The organism is Paenibacillus sp. MCAF9 (assembly GCF_052114265.1).
GTDB lineage: Bacteria > Bacillota > Bacilli > Paenibacillales > Paenibacillaceae > Pristimantibacillus.
Window position 1 is genome coordinate 13,819 of the sequence record NZ_JBFREL010000012.1, and the last position, 18,556, is coordinate 32,374.

The following is an 18,556-nucleotide window of genomic DNA, read 5'->3' on the forward strand; positions in this document are numbered from 1 at the left end:
ACGTATTATTAATGTATCGCTCTTAATGCTACGATAACGAAGCAACGTTAAAGATGCAATTCATTAACTTATTTTGTTCTCTCCCAACACTTTTAAATGTCATACGTTATATTTAGTGTAATTACAAAATGATGGGAGCGTGAAGCGTATGGAAAACGTACAGCAAGCTAATGTTCAAGAAAGAGCTTTGGAGAATATGGGTCTTCTCGATTTGACCGGAGTGAAAGCTGAGGATTTGGCCGATGTGACCTCCATTAGCAACATTGGTATCATAATTGCCCCAGAATCGCTAGCTAGTGCTTTGAATCGCATACCCCAGCAAAATATTGGATACGTTTGCTTAGTCCCTTCTACGGCAGGCAAAGTGAAAATCTTGTCCGGGCAAGTTTCATTGGGAGGCGAGTTTTTTGCCAACAGCAATGGCGCTCCTGAGGACATCGTCGTCATTGCGGGGCAGGCGGTCATCACTTCACCGGTGGAGAAGATCGGGTTTCAGGATGTGATTTTAGCTGGACAGCTGATACTGCCTAAAGGGAGCGAAGTCGTATTAGGAAGCGCCATATCGCGCATGATCGGCCAAATCATTTATTATTCCAATACATCCTCCAATGTACGGTTATTTCTAGGAGATGACACGTTCTCCAACAGCTTCTTTGAATTCGTCGAGGAAAAAATGTGTATGGTGCTGATTGGAAATTTCGAAATGGATGATGATGTGCAACTCGAATTAATTAAAAGCAAAGTTTCCGAGATTGTAGTCATTGGCGATATAACAGCTTCGAAAGCTATTGTACCTCTACTCCAGTACCTTGCCATTTCAAAAACAGGAACGATCAAAACCAGAGATGATGAATGAGAAACAAGCTATGCCGATAAACGCAGAGGCTTTGTTTCAGCAATTGTATCGTACACATTCAAGGCAAATCTATTCTTATCTACTTGGACGAACAGAAAGTAAAGAAACGGCCTCCGACTTGCTGCAGGACGTATTCATGAAAATCTGGAACCGCAAAGATGTCGTCGAAAGCATACCCGAGGATCAACAATTGTATTGGATATTTTCGATTGCTGCCAATCGGGTAAAGGATTATTATCGGAAATCACAGAGCTATAAACAAGCTGTATCAAAAATCCAGCTGTATAGCTTTCCAAGTCCGAATGGTGACCTATCACAATTGTTGGCTGGCCGTGAGCAATTTCACGAGCTTGAGTCAGCCATTCGAGAGCTGCCCGAGGAGCTTCGTTCTATACTGCTCATGAAGGCTGTTGGCGGCATGAAAAGCGGTGAAATCGGCGCAGCGCTTGGGCTGCCCTCTGGCACCGTTCGCTACAAAATACTGCTGGCACGCCGTCAGCTTGCCGAAATGCTTGGTATGATGCCCAAAGAAAAGGCTGTAGGAAGGAAGGGAAATGCATGAGCGATTACGAGTCAGACTTGAAGCTGCCTTCGGATGTCGAGCTAATGCTGGATGAATTGCTGGATACCTGGGCTCATCATGTCCAGCTTTCTTCACAGCAAACAGATGAAATCAACACACAACTTTTTACGGTTTCGGACGATCTAGGCTGCGAATGGTGGCATTCTTTATTTAACCAATTGCCATTTCATCATAAATCCTTTATCGTTCCACCCTATTTATATAAACGTTCTGGATAATCGTCTTAACAAATGGAAAGGGACCGCCTTGAGCGGTCCCTTTCTTGCTGTCCTGCAAGCCTAAGCTCTTAAAATGCCACTTCATTCACATCAAGAATAGTAACAAATCTTCTATTCCAAACCTTCTCATGATGTTCGATGATTTTTTGGGCAGTCAGGACGGTGTTATCTAATGTACTATGGCTGTTTTTCGCTAAAATATTGTTCTTGTAACCACGGCTGTAAGCTGTCCGAATGGTGGTGTCCAAACAAAACTCCGTTTGTGCTCCAGCAAATATAAGCTGCTCAATCGACATTTCCTCTAGCGTAGAAGCCAGTTCGGTATCGTAGAACGAATCCCAGCTTGTTTTGCGAATCACTGTGTCTTCAGCCCTTATGGCGAGTCCATGGTGCAGCTTCCAATCCGGCGAATCTACGTAAAATTCATCATCTGCGTTGTCATAATCCGTATGCTGGATAAAAATGATGGGGACATTGCCCTCCCGCGCGGCAGTAATCCACTCATTAATCCGCGCTACCAGCTCTTCTTTTTTGTGAAGATAATTTTCCGGCAACGAAAAAAAAGCTTCCTGTACATCGATAACGACCAATGCTTTTTTCATGAAAACTTCCTCCACATTCGTTATATTCGCAAGAAAAAAACCTAAAACTTAGGTATTACTGGTATAATTTTTAACTATAATCCCTGTTTAATAGGAAAACAAATATTATTTCAGCTGGCTCCCAGAGACTGCTTACTTGGAGGCTTCACCATGATTGATATCCATTCTGAAGAACGTCTGACAAAACTGCTAGAAAGATACGGCAATAACTCACACACGCATTTATACTACCTTGGCGATAAAGAATGGTTCTGGGATTCCAATTACGAGGCTTTGATTGTGTACCGCACAGCCTTAAATAGAAGAATTGTACTTGGCGACCCTGTTGGAAACCCCCGGTTTACTAGGCGCGTTATTGAGCAGTTTGTAGCAGACTGCAATGAGAATAAGCAAATACCCGTATTCTATCAAGCAAAATCCTCATTTCTATCGCTGTATGAGAAGCTTGGGCTGCGCTGCTCCAAAATCGGAGAAGAAGCTCAGGTCGACTTATCTACCTTTCAACTGAATGGTAAGCAATGGCTTAAGCTGCGAAATCGCATGAGTAAATTTGGTCGCTCCGGGTTTACCTTCGAGGTTCTGCACCCGCCATATTCCGACTCATTCCTCCAACGTCTTCAAGACATTTCGGATGAATGGCTGGGGAATCGGAAGGAGAAAAGCTTTTCTGTAGGCTCTTTTGCCAAGGAGTATGTCATGCGTTTTCCAGTCGCGGTGCTTGTTGGGCCTGACGGAAATTATGAAGCTTTTGTCACCATTGCAGGCGATCATCAGCCATTGATTAAACCAACGGAAGAAGAATCTGTTTGTCGGCGATTAACGGTTGATCTCATGCGTTATACAAAAGCATGCCCGCATGGCACAATGGATGTTCTATTTGTTTCACTATTCCTTTGGGCCAAAGAACAAGCCTATGATGTTTGCAGCTTAGGCATGGCTCCGCTTGCTAACGTTACTGATTCGCACATCATCAAGCTTCTCTATAAGTATGGGAACAAGCTGTATAACTTTAAGGGGCTTTATGAATATAAAAATAAATTTGCTCCGAACTGGGAAAATGTCTACCTCGTTTCGCAGGCTGCAGCTACTTCCATAAACGTTGCACTGCTAGCATTAATTATCCATTCCAACGATTCCAATAAACAATCACCCAGCCATATTCCGCCTAAGCATTTTATACATAAAGTGCTGTCTTCAAAGAAAAGGGCTTAGTCGCAGAGCAATGAAGCCACAGCATTACTATACCGATTTTATAAGCAGGCAAAAATCAAGGGCACCCATGCGGGTGCCCTCGTTCTTTCTGGTAAGTATGACGCACAGCTATCCTGCATTACACTTTTTTAAATTCAATCCATTCAATCTGCAAGCCTGGTTTGATGAATTCCAGCTTCAGTTCATAAAGACCTGCTTCCAGCTCGACTTTCACAAGCTTCTGCTTGATCCACTTGCCTTCCGTCCCATTCGTCTGAATAGTCGTCATCAATTGATCGTTCAGCGTCACGTTGCAAGCACTTTGAGCCAGTTCAGGCTCAGGAGACATAATGCTGACAATAATCCGGTATTGGCCAGCTTGATCCACTTTCATAAGGCTTGATCCTGCTGCCGCTGGTTTAACTTGTGCATTCTCGGAAAGTGCTTGTGCTTGCTCCGGAGATAGAGATGCATTCGCTTTGAATGTATCGACCTTCTCTTCAATGACTTGTTTTCTCGAGAATACAGGCGCATGCATAATGAACTCACATATGTTCATCGCAGAGCGTTGAAGCTCGCCCCTTGTTAACGTTCCATTCTCCAGCGATTCAATCGTATTGTCATCCCAGCCATTGATTTCCGCGCCATAGTTAGGAACAACCATATACAGATCATTTTGTGCACGAACCATCCAGTTCGTATATTTACGATCCGCTGCTCCTCCATTGACGACATCGTTCATGATGGCCCACCAGTCTGTCATGACAATGCCTTTAAAGCCCCATTCGCCGCGAAGCACGGTAGTGTTCATATCATAATTAGAAGCCGCCCAATGTCCGTTAATTGGATTATAGGAGGTCATAATTGAATTCGCGCCGCCCTCTTTTACCGCAATTTCAAAGCCTTTCAAATAAATTTCACGAAGAGCGCGCTCTGATACGATAGCGTCTACTTTACTGCGATGCTTTTCTTGGTTGTTGCAGGCAAAATGCTTCAGCGTAGCATTAGAGCCGCCTTTCATAATACCTCGAGTACATGCAGCTGCAAATACACCGGAAATGAGCGGATCTTCTGAAAAATATTCAAAGTTGCGGCCATTCAGCGGGCTGCGGCGAATATTGAGGCCAGGCCCAAGCAGAGCATCTACGTTGTTGCTTAACAATTCTTGCCCTTCCATAACGTAGAGCTCTTCGACCAGCTCAGCATTCCAAGTTGCCGCAAGCAAGGTGCCAATGGCAACCTGAGTCGCTTTCTGCCCGCTATCCATGCGAATACCTGACGGGCCATCTGCTGTACAAGCAACCGGAATTCCGTAATTAAATAAGCTGTCGCTTACTCCGCCGAAAGCCGAAGCTGTACCCGGCGTAACAAGCGGGCTGCTCATGCCCTCTCCTCTGACAATGGCAGCCAAATCTTGATCGCTAAGCTGAGCGATAAAAGCTTCCATGCCAACCTTCTGCTCATAAACATCTCTTAATTTAAATCCTTTGTTTCCAGTTTGCTTAAGTGTTGCAGGAAGATTCTTCTCAATCCGTTCTGCTAAGGAAACGCTGCGAGTGGGTACTTCTTCCGTAATCAGCTCATATGAACCGTCTTCCTTCCGAGCGCCCGGCTTCATTCTGCTAAAGCCCTCTATTGGTGCCAGTGCCTCTTGCAGCTGCTCTACGACTTGAAGTGCTTCCACAACGTAACCGTCTTGACCTTGTACGCTTATTGCAATAAGGTTTTTAACGCTTGTTCCTACATAAAAACGATACGTTCCCGCTTCTAGAACATAAGCGGAAGCATGCCCTGTCACACCAGCGTCATCATAAGATGCCATTGTATCTACAGGAAAACTCACTGTAAGGCGCTCTGATTCACCTGCTTGAAGCACTTTGGTTTTGCCGAATGCAGCCAAAGCTTTAGCCGGTTGTCCCAATTTCCCTTGCGGTGCTTCATAATAAACCTGCACGACCTCTTTACCCGCGTAGTCAGCTCCTGAATTGGTAACCGTTACGTCAATTTCAACGTATTTTTTTCCATCTTTAGTGGTCAGTATTGCTTGCTCAGAATCGACTTTAAATGAGGTATACGAAATCCCGTATCCAAATTCATATTGAACCTTCTCTGGGCAAAATGTTTCAAAATAACGATAGCCTACATAGATGTCCTCTTGATAAAAGTTTTTAAATTCATTGCCGTAGTTTCGAGTGGATGGATAATCATCGATGGAGTAAGCAATGGTGTCCGTCAATTTACCGCTCGGAGTCACTTCTCCGGCCAGAACATCGGCAATGGCGTTGCCGCCTTCCATGCCGCCCTGCCAAGAGTAGATCGCACTTGAAATGGGGTGGACATAACTTTCATCGTTCATCCAGCTCATATCAATAATGTTCGATACATTCAGCACTACGATGGTTTGCTCGAAATAGGCTGTTACCTGCTTCAGCATTGCTTTCTCGTCCGAGGTTAGCTGATAGCTTCCCGGTGCATCGGCATTATCCTGATCTTCTCCCGCTGTACGTCCAATCACAATGATTGCCTTGCTCGATTTAGCTCTTGCGCCCGACACTAGTTCAGCAGTTAACGGCATTTCCTTCTGGTGCCACGGCTCAGCAGCCCAGCCGCCGCCGCCATTATCGAATGGATTTTGCTCAATCCACTTTTCGTAGACAGCCGCAAGCTCTTCATTGACTGTTAGACTCTTTTTACCGCGAAGACCATCTAATAAATTCGTTGTATAAGAAACATGGACGCTCCCGCCCGATCCAGTACCGCTGCGGTAGTAATTCACTTGGGTTCTGCCAAAAACAGCAACGTTTTCGCCGTCTCGAAGCGGAAGCACTTGTCCTTCATTTTTTAATAGTACCGCCCCTTCTGCAGCTACGGTTCGACTAAATTCAGCAAAACCTTCTAATGGAACTCCCAAACTCTGTGTACTCATTTTGTTTCCTCCCGGTTGTCTATTCCACGCATATAGCTGGTACGATAGAAAAGTATTTATTCTCTTTCTACATTTCTAGTTTTCACGAACCCATGCATGTTCCCTATAAAATCCTTTAAAAAATAAAAGATATACTAACAATATACAAGCACAGCTTCTAAAAAAGCAAAGTTAACAGTTGTTACCTCATTGGTGAACATGCAACAACCTTGCTATTCTTTTCACTTCAACAATGTTATTATTCTACAGTAAGTTATTTTACTTATAAATGAAGGAGGGATACTTGATGAAGAAGAGATCGATTAAATCATTATCTGTTGGAATCGGGTATTCTACTGCTGTTTTTTTCTAAAATTGATCAAGACGGGATAGCTCTGTCTACAATCATAAAAAGTTAAAATACAGTGAAAATAGATAACCTATTCATTGTTATTTATTTTCCATCTATAAGGAGACCTTACAAACGATGAATTTAAATAATCATGTTGTTCATAGATATAATCCGGAAAATATAGCGAAGCCGGTTGGCAGCTATAGTCATGTAACGAAAATAAGCAGAAATGCGGAGATGTATGTGTTTTCCGGCCAAATTGGCATTGATCAGAACAATAATATTCCTACCGATTTTAATCAACAAGTAACCAATACAATGAGTAATATTGTTGATATCCTCTCTTCACAACAATTAACTCCTGATCATGTCATTAAAATCAACATTTGGGCTACGGAAGAAATAGATTGGGATCATTTCTATGCCATTTGGGATAAAGTGTTCGGCCAAACGCCTCCTTCCATGACGGTTGCTTATATTAAAGGATTAGGTTTGCCCGAATTAAAAATTGAATTAGACGTTTGGGCAGCGGGCTAGAGCTAGACTCTTTGCACATAAATCAAGCTAAAAGAGGCTCCGCAGATGACATGATCATCTCGCGGAGCCTCTTTTTTGAGCATTCTAACCCTTAATAACATAGAGATTCCCTTCTATTATTCATACTGCATCGTGACGACGCCGGCAAATTAGGATACGTTTTACTTACACTGCGTTCAACAGCAACAATGCGCTCGTGATTACCCGATAATGTATCGGAAGTTTTCCACTGCTTGAAGGTTGGGTGTGGCAAGCCGGTTAATATGATTATAAAAGCTGTACGGGAATTTAAATGTGTGACCAAAATCCCAATCCGTATGTTGAAAGCCTTGCAGCCAATATTCATCTTCAATAGGCAACCACTCTGATCGACATGCCAGTGGAAGAGGCCAACGGTCTACTGAAGAGAACAATTTTGGCGGCTGCTCCGGATTTATGTGATGACTGGTACGAAGTACTTTAACCAGCTTTTGAAGAGAGGGAATGCCTTTCAGAAAATATTCGACATGACCGAGCTCATGCAAAATCGTTAATGCTTGCGAAAAAGTTAGCATATGTCCAATTAAATCATGGTGAGCCTCTGATCTGTAAATGGTTTGAAAAGACGAAAGTTCATTTATGATAAATTCGGATAGCTGCTCAGCATTTTGAATAGCAGGAAACCGATCGCTCTCTGCCACTTCCAGCCGCTTCACGTCCGATGCCGAATACCCTAGCCATGACCTTCCGGGAATGGTTTTATTAAAAGATGCAATCAAGCTCGTAATGCCTTCAATATCATCCGCTTGTCCCCAACCGTCAAGTTCTCTGATCGCCATCAAACTGATAGCTGCATAGATAACATTGTGTCCGACCCAGTGGAGCCCATCCATTGTAGGCAGTAGAGCAGCCAGAATTTGTTTTTCGGCTGTTTCGGCATTCAGCTCTCCTCCGCTGCCAGCGATATGCTCGTATGCTCGACTGCGAAGCATCACGTCTGATTCTGCTGCAATTCGAGCTGACGTCTCGGCTGGCATCAGGTTTTCTTTTACAAAAAAATAGCTTGCGATTGCTGCCGCCCCGAAATGCGCCTCCCATATATCACCCGTTCGACCCTTGCACTGCGATATAATCGATAGGCCTCTTTCTAGGATGCGATTGTCCATCTCCCCACCCCACCTTTAAGCATAAACTTTATCTTTTAAATAAGGTCACGTTTCTGCGCCTATCTCAATGACCTTTTGTTCGATTGTATTCCAGCGCCACCGCGGAAAATATCCCTGCAAATGCACTCCGCCATACCACTCATCTATTCCTTTATTCGCGATCCAGTCCTCTTTTCCATCCAATACCTTTTTTCCGAATTCGGTTAACGTAACGATACAATCGCGGAATGATATCGATGAATCAAGATAAGACGGGAACGTCTGTAATCCCCCGATTTGTATTAATGGATACGGATCTCGAGACATTTCCTTTAAAATATGCCAGTATTGCAAATCACCCATACCCAAGGCGTTGAGTTTGTTTCCAACATGCTGAAATAATTCATATGGACCGTTTATTCCATCCTTGATCATCGCAAGCGTTATCTGCTCTACGATGCCAAGACCATTTTGTATAGATGGGAACCGCGATAAATGAAATTGAAATACTTCTTGCGCAAACGGCAGCACGGACGTATCTTGACTTAACAATTGCTGCAACTCTTGTGGATTCTGTGACGTATAGGCTTGCCAAAACACTCGGCCTAAGTCCAGCTCTTCTGTCCCAATCGATTTCCAAGTTCCCGATAACGTCTCCATTTGCTCCCGAGAAAGCTGTCCCAACCCGCGAAACAATTCAATTCCCGGATATTCCCCGATGCACAATAAGCTCAGCTTTGTTTTCAGCAAAGGCTGCCTTGAGAACCAATGGAGCAAATAGCACAGCATCGTCTGATCGAACAAATCATGCTCAAACCAAAGCACAATCTCCTCATATTTATGAAAATCAGCCAGCACTTTCTCCTGTGCTTCACTACCCTGAACAAATTCAGAGCGAGGGATTCCCATTGTTTGTTCCAAATATTGTGATCGTCTAGAACGATGGTCTAATGCAGCAGAATTTAAAAACACAGGACCATGAGGGTACACTTCCCGCCATACTAAAATCTCGCCCTGCACAATGCCTTGCCGCAGCTTCTCTGCTACTGAATCTCCGTTTACAATATGAAGCACGCCTTTTCCTCCTACATACAAATGATTATATACGGAGATCAAATCGGCTACTGGCAGAGCACCCTTCAATTTTCGACGAGCATCAAAGAGCCGCTTCTTTAATATCGGAACCGAAGTGCCCACAAAGCTCGAAATCTCTTGAAGAGTATACCCTTGAATATAAAACAATTGAACCGCAATTCTCATTTTCGGTGTTAATAAAGCTATAGAATCATGAACGGACTGCTGGAGCTCTCTTTTTTCAATAATATCAGAGACACTAATTTGAGCCTCTGCCGATTGCACAACTTGCTCGTATGGCACCATGGGATGACGCTTTCTACGCGTAATACGATAACATTGCCGTATCACAATAGCTTTGAACCATCCCGGAAATGCTTCTCCTACTCGCAGTTTATTTAAATGCAGAAAGGCTTCAGTGAATGCTTCTTGCACTGCATCTTCCGCTAGTTGAAAATCGTGCAGTTTCTCGTACGCAACCGCGTTTGCCATTGCTGTATAGTGCCGGACAATAGATTCAAAAGCTTGCCGATCCCCTTGTTTTGCGTCTTCAATATACTGAAGCATGCTCCCACTCCTTTCTTCCGTATGATATAGAAGTGCCTACTATCTATGGAAAGGTTACAGGTAAAGGCCAAAACAATAAAATACATATGACATTATGAGAAGGAGAGAAAAAAGGCCTTCCTTTGCAGGACGGCCCTCTCTTTGTAAACATGAATCATGCGAACTATCGTTTTCGCTCGATTTGTGTGATAAGGTCCAACTTTACGGGCTCTTTAGAAGGTAGATCCATTTTGCTCCTCGGCATGTTTCTGCTTCTGTACCTGTCCCACTAACCCATAAAAGAACAACTCCATCAATTGATCCATACTCCTAGTTATGTGTTCTTGAGTCGATGACTCCCAATGACGACCAATTTCATTCTTGAACATCGTGAAGTAACGCATCGACATCTCTTCTGTTTGGCCTTTATGGATATAACCCTCTTGCTTGCCAAGCGCGACAAACTTCTCAAAAAAGCGCACGACCTTCTGCTCGCTATAGCTCTCCATCATTTGCATTAATCCACTCCACTCAGAGGATGGGACCTTTGGAAATTCATCTGCTAACATGTTTAAATTTTTGGCCTCCAACAGCATGATTTCTTTAGTCTTTTCAGGAAAAGACAGTTCCGAATCAAGAATGTTGTCATACAGCACCAACTGCTTGTCCATCCAGTCCATCAATGTATCGGCATAGAGCTGTTCTTTTGTACCGAAATAATTATAAATGGTAGCTGGGGAAACCTTTGCTTTATGAGCAATCTCGTTCACACTAACCTTCTGAAAGCCATGTTTGGAAAACAACTCAAACGATACGCTATATATTTGCTCCATTTTTTTCTGTTTCCGTCTTCCAAAGCCGTCCATCTTCTTCACCTCATCTGTAGTGTAACTCAAGTTTTGTAGCATTTCAATAAAGTGAGTATAAAACTATTGAACTTTTTCTCCTGTATGGCTATAATAAATTTGTAGTTAATGAGTCCATTAACTACAAAACTACAAAAATGGGAGAGTGCAATAAAATGAGACAAATACCAATCCCTTCTTTTTTACATGATGTTTTGGGCGAAAAACAATCTATTAGGTCTATTCTGACGATACTGCTTTTTGGAGGAATGCTAACTGCTGCGTTGTATTGGATCTCCCCTGAAATGACCAAAAATTTTCCGGTATGGCGCAGCGTTCTGGCATTATTATTAATATTCGATATTTTTTCCGGCTGTATAGCCAATTTTACCGCTTCAACCAGCAACTTTTATGCGGTGAGAAAGACGAATCGGATCGTTTTCATTTCGATACATTTCCATATCGTGATTGTTGCGCTTCTTCTCAATGCTGATATTTGGTATTCAGTAGGGGTATGGGCTTATACCATTATTGGAGCCTTTATCGTAAATGCCCTTATTGGGAAGCAATCACAACGATTTGTTGCAGGCTTGCTCTTATCTATTGGCCTCGGCAGCGTACCTTTGCTGCCGGAAATAACGCCCTATATGTTGATCACCAGCCTATTGTTTATGCTTAAAGTGCTCTTTAGCTTCGCAGTTGATCATTATGGTGAAGCAGATCGCAGTAAAGGTGAAGAAGCATGAACGCCTCGCCTAGCATAGTGAAGCTGTCAAAGTCGGACAAGGCCCTCTTCGTTTCGCTCATGAGCAAAGCTTTTTCCCAAGACCCCTTATTCCTGCATTTATTCGGCGACTCTGAGTGCAATAGCACGGCAAGAAGTCATATGACATCTTTTGTATCTTTTATGTTTGATAAGAGCTTTTTGCTCCATGAAGAAGTATGGGGCTGTTTCGAAAATGAAAGTTTGCTTGGCGCATATATCGTAGAGAAGCCGCATGTAAACAAGCTTCAGAGTATATGGGGAGGATTTTTACTCATTGGAAGACTGTTTCCTTTGTTATTTTCAATGTCAGGAACAACATTACATCTCCTTAACTCCTATATGCGAGTGACAAGGTCTTCCGCGCCCCCATGGACGCATCATTACCTCATCATGATCGGTGTGGAACCGAAGCTTCAGGGCAAGGGAGTCGGTAAAGCCCTGCTGAAGCACTTGTTGAATATCGTTAATGCGGATATGAACTCGATGGGAATCGCGCTGGATACGGAAAATAAAGAGAATGTATATTTATATCAAAGATTTGGGTTTTCCTTAAATAGAGAAACGAGTTTCGACAACTTACCGGTTTACTGCATGTTCTATCAAAAAGAAAACTCTAACCGGGAGGATTTCAGTTAATCAAACCACCTCATTTGAGCAGCCATACACTGACATGGAGCTTGCCATTACCAAAGCAGTATACAACATTGAAAATGGGTGCTATATCTGAAAAATGACCTGCTGAACCAAAAAAAACCATCGACGACTGTTTAAGTCGGCAATGGTTGTTAGGTAAACCTGGTTTATCCACTAGAATCTTAAGATCTTAATTAATGCTCTTCTCTTCCCTCATTTTGACACGACAAAACTGACAATAGTGCCTTGATTCGGAACACTCCGGATTAGCAATCCCTTGCCGTATAGTTGTTTCAATCGCCGATCCGTATTGTACAAGCCGATTCCCGCCTTTACGTCCAAGCGGCTGTCCAGGACGCGCCGTACCGTTTCCTCATCCATCCCTATACCATTATCTGTGACCGAAATTTCCGCCTCATGTTCTTTTGCGGTAATTCGGATATGAATTTCTCCGCCTTCAACACGGCTTAGCAGGCCGTGTCTTATTGCGTTCTCGACAAGAGGTTGGATGCAGAGCGGTGGAACTTGCAAATGAATCCTTGCATCCACATCCCAGCGAATGTTTATTCTGTCCTCAAAACGTTCCTTCTCGATATACAGATATGAGCGGACAAGACCAAGCTCATTCTCAAGCGGAACGAGTCGTTCCAAATTCCGAAAGTCAAAGCTTGCCCGCAAGTAATGGCCGAATTCTCCAAGCAACGCTCTCATTTTCTCATTATCGATTTCGCTGAGTGCGGCTATCGAATTAAGCGTGTTGAACAGAAAATGCGGTTGAATTTGCGCCTGAAGCCAAGCCGCTTCCATGCGCAGTCTTTCGCGCACCGATTGCCTCAATTCAGTCAATGCCCGTACCCTGGATTTCAGTTCCAGCGCATCTACCGGTTTCCTCAAGTAATCGTTGGCTCCCGACAGGAATCCGGTATCTATATCTTCCGGTCGACTGCGGGCGGTCAAGAGCAGAATGGGTAGCTCCGAGACGGAGAAGCGCTCACGAATGATACGGGTCAATTCGTATCCGGACATGCGTGGCATCATGATGTCGGTAATGATCAAATCCCATTCTCTCGTATTCAGTATGGCAAGTGCGTCACGACCGCTTGCAGCCGTGACGACTTTATACTTTTCCGAAGTAAGGAGGTTGCTCATTATACTTAAATTGACAGCATCGTCGTCTATGACCAGAATGTTTGGTCGGTCAGAACCGGTCGCTGATTCCAGTTTGGAAATGTCACCGCGAAGTCCAAAGGAAGCGGAAACCACCGCTTCTTCATAAACACCCGATACCGGAGCAATCATAGCCTTCTCGTAATATCGGATGGATGAATCGGATAACTGCAAGGTAAAGCTGAATACCGAACCATTGCCCGGAATGGAGTTAACCTCCAACGTGCTTCCGTGCAACTCCACCAACTGCTTGCATATACTTAACCCGAGCCCGAGCCCGCCTCCAATTGCCGTTATGCCAGGGTCCCCCTGCTCGTAGGGAGCAAACATCCTTTGCTGTGTCTCTAGATCTATCCCGATGCCGGTGTCGGCGACGACAATGTTCGCCTTACCGTCCTTGACCTCGCCCTTTATTATAATATGTCCTTGATCAGTATATTTCACCGCATTGTGAAGCAGGTTGAACAAAATTTGTGTAAGCCGGTTTTCATCGGCCATGACACTAGGAAAGTTGTCGGGAATGTCGCTGACGATGCGAATTGACTTGCCTTCCGTCATAAAACGAAGCATATCGGTTACACCGGAGGCGACTCCCTGAACGTGGACACTCCCTATATGCAAGCGGATGCCATTCTCACGAAGCCGCGTCATGTCCAGCAGATCGTTAAGCATGTATGACATTCGCTTGCCTACGGAAATAAGCAGCTTCATGTTCTCTTTGTTTTTGTCGTCCTGATCTTTAATACCGGTATCCAGAACGGTTTGGGCGATGTTAAGGATGCCATGCAGCGGATTCCGCAATTCATGGGATGTGTTGGCCAGGAAATCGTCTTTCAGCTTGTCCGCTTTCTGAAGCTTCTCGGCGAGCTCCGCCGTTTGGGCGAAAGTATCGGAATAACGTTTGAACCAGAAAGACGCAAAAGCGAGGAACGCAACGATCAGGTCGATTGGATAATAGCCCATATCTAGCAGACTCTTGAGATACCCTCCAATAATATTAGTCAAAACACAGGTTAGACCAACGACCAAATAAATGGCGTTCTTATCGCTCTTCAGGGCCGTACGCAGTGAGAACATCAGACAGTACAAGCAAGCGAGCAAATCTATGGTGTAGTATACAGCTAATGCGCTCAGTGCGTACCTGGCTGGCAAAAACACAATCAGCAGTGTGGCAATCAAACAAAGCAAGGGGAACCAGCGGAACACTCTGTTTTCCGCATGCTCTGGCAAGAGACTTTTGGCAAACTGCAGTAGGAAGGCTCCTACTCCAATAAAGGACAGAAGAACGAGTTTAATGGACCACTCATAGTTGATGGCCGGCAGCCAAACTAGCAAAAGCTTATCATCGTCGAGCAGTGTCATGACAACGGCACTAACAACGAGCATAAAGAAGTAGATCAACGCTTTTTGTCGGGTGCCGATCACATACAGAATAAACGCATACAAGGCCTGAATTATCAAAACGACACTTACGGCTAACTGCATGTTAATGGAAAACCCTACTTCTTTCTCCACCGCAAGTTCACTGCCGAACTTGATTGATCCTACTACACCGCCTCGTATACTGTTGTCATAATTCGCAACTTGTATGACAATATCGATTTCGCCTGTATCGGCCTTGAAAGTAGCGGTATAAGGCATGCTTCGGGCTGTATACTGCTGTTTGATCTTTGCCGGCTGACCCTCTCTCGCCAAAAAACGATCATTCACATATAGCTCGGACGAAGTACGCACGTTCGAAACGCGGATGCCATAGGTTAGTTCATTATCCGGGTTGACCTTGACGCGCAGACGATAGGAGCCATAGCCATATGGCGAGTTGTTCGCGGATAAAGACAGGTTCCACTTTCCGGGAACATGAATGAACATCCTTCCCTCTTCGGATGAGATTGTGTTCGACTCGCTTTGCATCACAAACTTGCCGGGATAGAACTCCCACTCTCCGTCTACTGTAACCGTGCGATCCTTGGTGAAGTCGAAGCCGCGCAAATCCAACTCGCCCCGAACCGCACGAGGGTGCTCTGGTGACGCCTGAAGAAAAGCCCAGATGATTCGAATGAGGAATAAGGTGATAAAGAATGACCCTGTAATAAGGACCGCTTTTCTTTTTGTCATCATAATCCAACCTATTTCGACAAAACCAAAGTAATTCCTTTGATTTTAAATATTAAATCGTGAAAATGGAACATAAGCCTAATGATTTCAAAATTTTTATATCTCAAGCTTATTTCCCAAAAGTAGCGATCGGACCAAAAATAATTATCTAATAAACGTGCATCAATTTCTCATTGCTCCAAATCATACAAGGAACGATCCACGGCTTGAATATAAGGTGTCCAATCTCCTGTCGTGTAGAGGATAAGCTGGTGCATCGCACGTGTACATGCCGTATAGAAAAGCTTGCGTTCGCTTTCCCGATGATAGGTCTGCGAAGAAGCATCGTAGATCAGCACGGCATCGAATTCCACTCCCTTGGCAAGATACGCGGGAATGATATGCACTCCATTCTCGAAGGTAGGCGTCTTCTTCGTAATGAGCCGAAGCGCCTGACAGCCCGCGTCAGTCAACGCTTCGTAGGCATCACAGCTCTCAGTCGCTGTCTTTGTAATGACAGCGATAGATTCGAAGCCTTCAGCTTGAAGGACAGCAAGATCTGCCGCGATTCTTTCCACTCGTTTCTCACTGCTATCCGCCTTAAAGAGAAGCGGCTTCTTGCCACCTCTTTCGAAGGGCACGATTGCCTCCCCGTATGGCAGCAACAACCTCGTAAATTCCACAATTTCTCGGGTGGAGCGATAGCTGCGAACGAGAAAGAAGCGTCTCGTTTCTCCTTCGCCATAAAGCCTTATAAGCGGCGAATCCATCTCGTGCAAGTTCGTCGCCTGCGTAAAGATCGCCTGGCCGAAATCACCGAGCACCGTCATTTGAGCACGGGGAAACAGCTTTTTGAGAAATTCATATTGAAACATCGAGTAATCCTGGCCCTCATCAACAAATACATGCCGAACCTCCGTATTGGTCCGAATACCCTCAATGAGTTCTTTTAAATACAAGTATGGTGTCGCATCTTCATAAAACAATTCGAGCTTGCCCAGCTTCTCTTTCGTTTGCTTGCATATTTCTGTCCAATTACTAGGCGAAACAATTTTATTCGTCATTTCCTGATAGGCATTATTATCACTGAACAATTGATCATAAATACCAACCATATCTATAAATAACAACCGTCTCACACTTTGCCTCAGCGGTTTAAAGTTTTCTTTCACAACCATTCGGCGCAGCAGCTCTTCCTCCTGCTGGGCAAAATCAAATACATCGTCCTCTTGCTGGTGCTTATTGTTCATGATGTTATAGGCTTCGACATATTGCTCTGCAAACTCGAAGATCCCTTTGTCTTTACGCAAAAACTGATAGGCTGCCGCATATTGATCATTATCGAGGTAGTTGAGTTCCTCCTCCACCCAGCTTTCGTCCCGCTCCTTACGCTCCAGCATGACCAGCTCACGCATTATCCACTCCTGCAGTAAAACGACACGATTGACCAAGCGGATGGAGGGGTCGTAGCTGTAAAATTGCGATTTCATTTGCTCCGCGGTAATTAATTCACGATCTCGGAACTGAATCGCCTGAAATCGCATGCCCTTCTGTCCCAGCCATAAAGCATAGTTTCGGAGAGCTTGAAGAAAAACTTCCGACGACTTGTATTGAATCCCCTTCATCCTCGCCTCGTATCCCGCATCGGATTCTTCCGTCAGCACATATTCGAGCTGATCGAACGGGTCCTCCAGACGAAATGTCCGTCCAAGCCAATATTCCAGATATTCCTGAAAGGTCGTCTGCTGCATATTTTCCTCGCCAAGCTCGGGAAGAACGGTAGAGACATAGCTGTTAAACATCGGATTGGGCGAGAAAAGCACGATTTGGTCAGCTTTTAGCCTCTCGCGGTGTTTGTACAGCAAGTACGCCACACGCTGCAGTGCCGCAGAGGTTTTCCCGCTGCCCGCGGCTCCTTGCACAATGAGCATTCGGCTATTGTCATTGCGAATAATCTCATTTTGCTCCTTTTGAATGGTTGCAACGATACTTTTCATCTGTGCATCTGCGCCTTTGCCAAGCACCTGCTGAAGCAGTTCGTCGCCTATAGTTAAGCTTGAGTCGAACAAATTCTGAATCTGCCCGCCCCGAATCTGGTATTGCCTTTTCAGTTCCATTTTCCCAGCCACATGCCCACCTGGTGTTTCAAAAGCGACCGCCCCTGGCGAATAGTCGTAGTATACACTCGCTATAGGTGTACGCCAGTCATACACTAGGAAGCTCATGCCATCTGCATCGACGAAGGACGATACGCCGATATACACTTGCTCCTTGGATTCAAGACCATCCTCATGAAAGTCGATACGCCCAAAATAGGGAGAAGGCAGCAAGCGGTTCATACTCTTCCACTGCCTCTTCAGCTGCTGGTGGCTTCGTTCCCGTTCAGACAACACCGCAGACTGCTGCTTAATCGTTAAGAAGGTCTCTTCAAAATCTTCGTCTGTGCTCGTATCGACCGTAACCTCTTCCCAAAAACGTTTGCGGATGTCCGCCGCCTGATCGCGAAGCTGATCCACTTCAGGCTCTAGCTCAGCGATACTTGCTTGCAGCTGTTTCGTAACCATATCCAACCGTTCCTGCTCTTGCTGCCAATCTTTTGCATTCATCATCCTCCTGAACACGCTCCTTGTTAGTTTGGTCTGGAGAAGTAAAAGAACATTTGACAAACTGTAAATTCATGTGATAAGATAATAGTGTAGATAAGATGTAATAAATCTGTGAATTTTTCATAAAATGATCAGTAGTTCATTAATATTAACATAGTCCTTCTTTGTGCGCAATTTATTTATATAGTTGACCTCGGCAGCGTCTGCCGAGGTCTTTTTAATTTAGCTCATACCACTTGAAAAGAGGCTGTCTCAAAAGCAGCCAGCTTGCTGGATTCATAGCACTCTTAAAACAAGAATGTTAGTTACATGAACAAATAACGAGCTTCATTTATCTGGACGGACAGCGCATAATCCCAAGACCATTTCTCTAACAAACTGTATGATGCTTATTATGCAGAAAACGACTTCTGCTCTATTTTAACGAATCGTATTAACGTTATTTCATGCTTTTTTA

14 protein-coding genes are annotated in these 18,556 nt (G+C 44.4%); 7 read left to right on the top strand and 7 right to left on the bottom strand.

Annotated elements, in window-relative coordinates; all coding sequences use genetic code 11:
* The first annotated feature begins 148 nt into the window (after positions 1-148).
* From AB4Z45_RS18935 to AB4Z45_RS18945, 3 genes are read left to right on the top strand one after another with little or no spacing between them, the layout of a single operon-like run.
* Entirely contained in the window at positions 149-856 is a 708-nt protein-coding gene (locus AB4Z45_RS18935; protein WP_441910850.1) for a hypothetical protein, read from the top strand.
* The gene (locus AB4Z45_RS18940; RefSeq protein ID WP_441910852.1) at positions 846-1,418 is read left to right on the top strand and encodes an RNA polymerase sigma factor; all 573 of its coding nucleotides are present in this window, start codon (positions 846-848) and stop codon (positions 1,416-1,418) included. The genes AB4Z45_RS18935 and AB4Z45_RS18940 overlap by 11 nt, the downstream gene beginning before the upstream one ends.
* Positions 1,415-1,657, top strand: coding sequence for a hypothetical protein (locus AB4Z45_RS18945; RefSeq protein WP_441910854.1), 243 nt, complete (start codon positions 1,415-1,417; stop codon positions 1,655-1,657). Before AB4Z45_RS18940 ends, AB4Z45_RS18945 begins: the two co-directional genes overlap by 4 nt.
* A gap of 68 nt (positions 1,658-1,725) precedes the next feature.
* Here AB4Z45_RS18945 and AB4Z45_RS18950 read toward each other — a convergent pair whose 3' ends face one another.
* Positions 1,726-2,259: a cysteine hydrolase family protein gene (locus AB4Z45_RS18950; protein ID WP_441910856.1), complete on the bottom strand. Its 534-nt coding sequence runs from the start codon at positions 2,257-2,259 to the stop codon at positions 1,726-1,728.
* Between the two features lie 150 nt (positions 2,260-2,409).
* Here AB4Z45_RS18950 and AB4Z45_RS18955 point away from each other — a divergent pair, with 150 nt between their 5' ends.
* A complete protein-coding gene (locus AB4Z45_RS18955) occupies positions 2,410-3,471 on the top strand; it encodes a phosphatidylglycerol lysyltransferase domain-containing protein (protein ID WP_441910857.1) in 1,062 nt (353 codons plus the stop codon).
* Positions 3,472-3,589: 118 nt separating this feature from the next.
* Here AB4Z45_RS18955 and AB4Z45_RS18960 read toward each other — a convergent pair whose 3' ends face one another.
* Positions 3,590-6,376, bottom strand: coding sequence for a glycoside hydrolase family 3 C-terminal domain-containing protein (locus AB4Z45_RS18960; RefSeq protein WP_441910858.1), 2,787 nt, complete (start codon positions 6,374-6,376; stop codon positions 3,590-3,592).
* A 466-nt stretch (positions 6,377-6,842) separates the two neighbouring features.
* Between AB4Z45_RS18960 and AB4Z45_RS18965 the strand changes: the two genes are divergently transcribed.
* Positions 6,843-7,244 (top strand): RidA family protein, encoded by a 402-nt coding sequence (locus AB4Z45_RS18965; protein WP_441910860.1) that lies wholly within the window; start codon positions 6,843-6,845, stop codon positions 7,242-7,244.
* Positions 7,245-7,444: 200 nt separating this feature from the next.
* Here the strand turns inward: AB4Z45_RS18965 and AB4Z45_RS18970 are convergent, their stop codons facing one another.
* From AB4Z45_RS18970 to AB4Z45_RS18980, 3 genes are all read right to left on the bottom strand, one after another.
* Positions 7,445-8,389 carry a hypothetical protein gene (locus AB4Z45_RS18970; protein ID WP_441910862.1) on the bottom strand — a complete coding sequence of 315 codons (945 nt, stop codon included), beginning with the start codon at positions 8,387-8,389 and terminating at the stop codon, positions 7,445-7,447.
* Positions 8,390-8,434: 45 nt separating this feature from the next.
* A complete protein-coding gene (locus AB4Z45_RS18975; RefSeq protein ID WP_441910864.1) occupies positions 8,435-10,009 on the bottom strand; it encodes a sigma-70 family RNA polymerase sigma factor in 1,575 nt (524 codons plus the stop codon).
* Between the two features lie 212 nt (positions 10,010-10,221).
* On the bottom strand, positions 10,222-10,854 hold the full coding sequence (locus AB4Z45_RS18980) for a TetR/AcrR family transcriptional regulator (RefSeq protein ID WP_441910865.1): 633 nt from the start codon (positions 10,852-10,854) through the stop codon (positions 10,222-10,224).
* 155 nt (positions 10,855-11,009) lie between these two features.
* Between AB4Z45_RS18980 and AB4Z45_RS18985 the strand changes: the two genes are divergently transcribed.
* Positions 11,010-11,579, top strand: coding sequence for a hypothetical protein (locus tag AB4Z45_RS18985; protein ID WP_441910866.1), 570 nt, complete (start codon positions 11,010-11,012; stop codon positions 11,577-11,579).
* Between the two features lie 140 nt (positions 11,580-11,719).
* On the top strand, positions 11,720-12,235 hold the full coding sequence (locus tag AB4Z45_RS18990) for a GNAT family N-acetyltransferase (RefSeq protein WP_441910868.1): 516 nt from the start codon (positions 11,720-11,722) through the stop codon (positions 12,233-12,235).
* A gap of 210 nt (positions 12,236-12,445) precedes the next feature.
* Here the strand turns inward: AB4Z45_RS18990 and AB4Z45_RS18995 are convergent, their stop codons facing one another.
* Both AB4Z45_RS18995 and helD read right to left on the bottom strand, forming a co-directional pair.
* Positions 12,446-15,517 (bottom strand): ATP-binding protein, encoded by a 3,072-nt coding sequence (locus AB4Z45_RS18995; protein WP_441910870.1) that lies wholly within the window; start codon positions 15,515-15,517, stop codon positions 12,446-12,448.
* A gap of 167 nt (positions 15,518-15,684) precedes the next feature.
* Positions 15,685-18,099 carry an RNA polymerase recycling motor HelD gene (gene helD / locus AB4Z45_RS19000; RefSeq protein WP_441911000.1) on the bottom strand — a complete coding sequence of 805 codons (2,415 nt, stop codon included), beginning with the start codon at positions 18,097-18,099 and terminating at the stop codon, positions 15,685-15,687.
* Between the last annotated feature and the right edge of the window lie 457 nt (positions 18,100-18,556).

Bases quoted from the DNA above. Each gene is read 5' to 3' on its own strand.
- AB4Z45_RS18935 (WP_441910850.1), top strand. From the start codon at position 149: ATGGAAAACGTACAGCAAGCTAATGTTCAAGAAAGAGCTTTGGAGAAT.
- AB4Z45_RS18940 (WP_441910852.1), top strand. From the start codon at position 846: ATGATGAATGAGAAACAAGCTATGCCGATAAACGCAGAGGCTTTGTTT.
- AB4Z45_RS18945 (WP_441910854.1), top strand. From the start codon at position 1,415: ATGAGCGATTACGAGTCAGACTTGAAGCTGCCTTCGGATGTCGAGCTA.
- AB4Z45_RS18950 (WP_441910856.1), bottom strand. From the start codon at position 2,259: ATGAAAAAAGCATTGGTCGTTATCGATGTACAGGAAGCTTTTTTTTCG.
- AB4Z45_RS18955 (WP_441910857.1), top strand. From the start codon at position 2,410: ATGATTGATATCCATTCTGAAGAACGTCTGACAAAACTGCTAGAAAGA.
- AB4Z45_RS18960 (WP_441910858.1), bottom strand. From the start codon at position 6,376: ATGAGTACACAGAGTTTGGGAGTTCCATTAGAAGGTTTTGCTGAATTT.
- AB4Z45_RS18965 (WP_441910860.1), top strand. From the start codon at position 6,843: ATGAATTTAAATAATCATGTTGTTCATAGATATAATCCGGAAAATATA.
- AB4Z45_RS18970 (WP_441910862.1), bottom strand. From the start codon at position 8,389: ATGGACAATCGCATCCTAGAAAGAGGCCTATCGATTATATCGCAGTGC.
- AB4Z45_RS18975 (WP_441910864.1), bottom strand. From the start codon at position 10,009: ATGCTTCAGTATATTGAAGACGCAAAACAAGGGGATCGGCAAGCTTTT.
- AB4Z45_RS18980 (WP_441910865.1), bottom strand. From the start codon at position 10,854: ATGGACGGCTTTGGAAGACGGAAACAGAAAAAAATGGAGCAAATATAT.
- AB4Z45_RS18985 (WP_441910866.1), top strand. From the start codon at position 11,010: ATGAGACAAATACCAATCCCTTCTTTTTTACATGATGTTTTGGGCGAA.
- AB4Z45_RS18990 (WP_441910868.1), top strand. From the start codon at position 11,720: ATGACATCTTTTGTATCTTTTATGTTTGATAAGAGCTTTTTGCTCCAT.
- AB4Z45_RS18995 (WP_441910870.1), bottom strand. From the start codon at position 15,517: ATGATGACAAAAAGAAAAGCGGTCCTTATTACAGGGTCATTCTTTATC.
- helD (WP_441911000.1), bottom strand. From the start codon at position 18,099: ATGAATGCAAAAGATTGGCAGCAAGAGCAGGAACGGTTGGATATGGTT.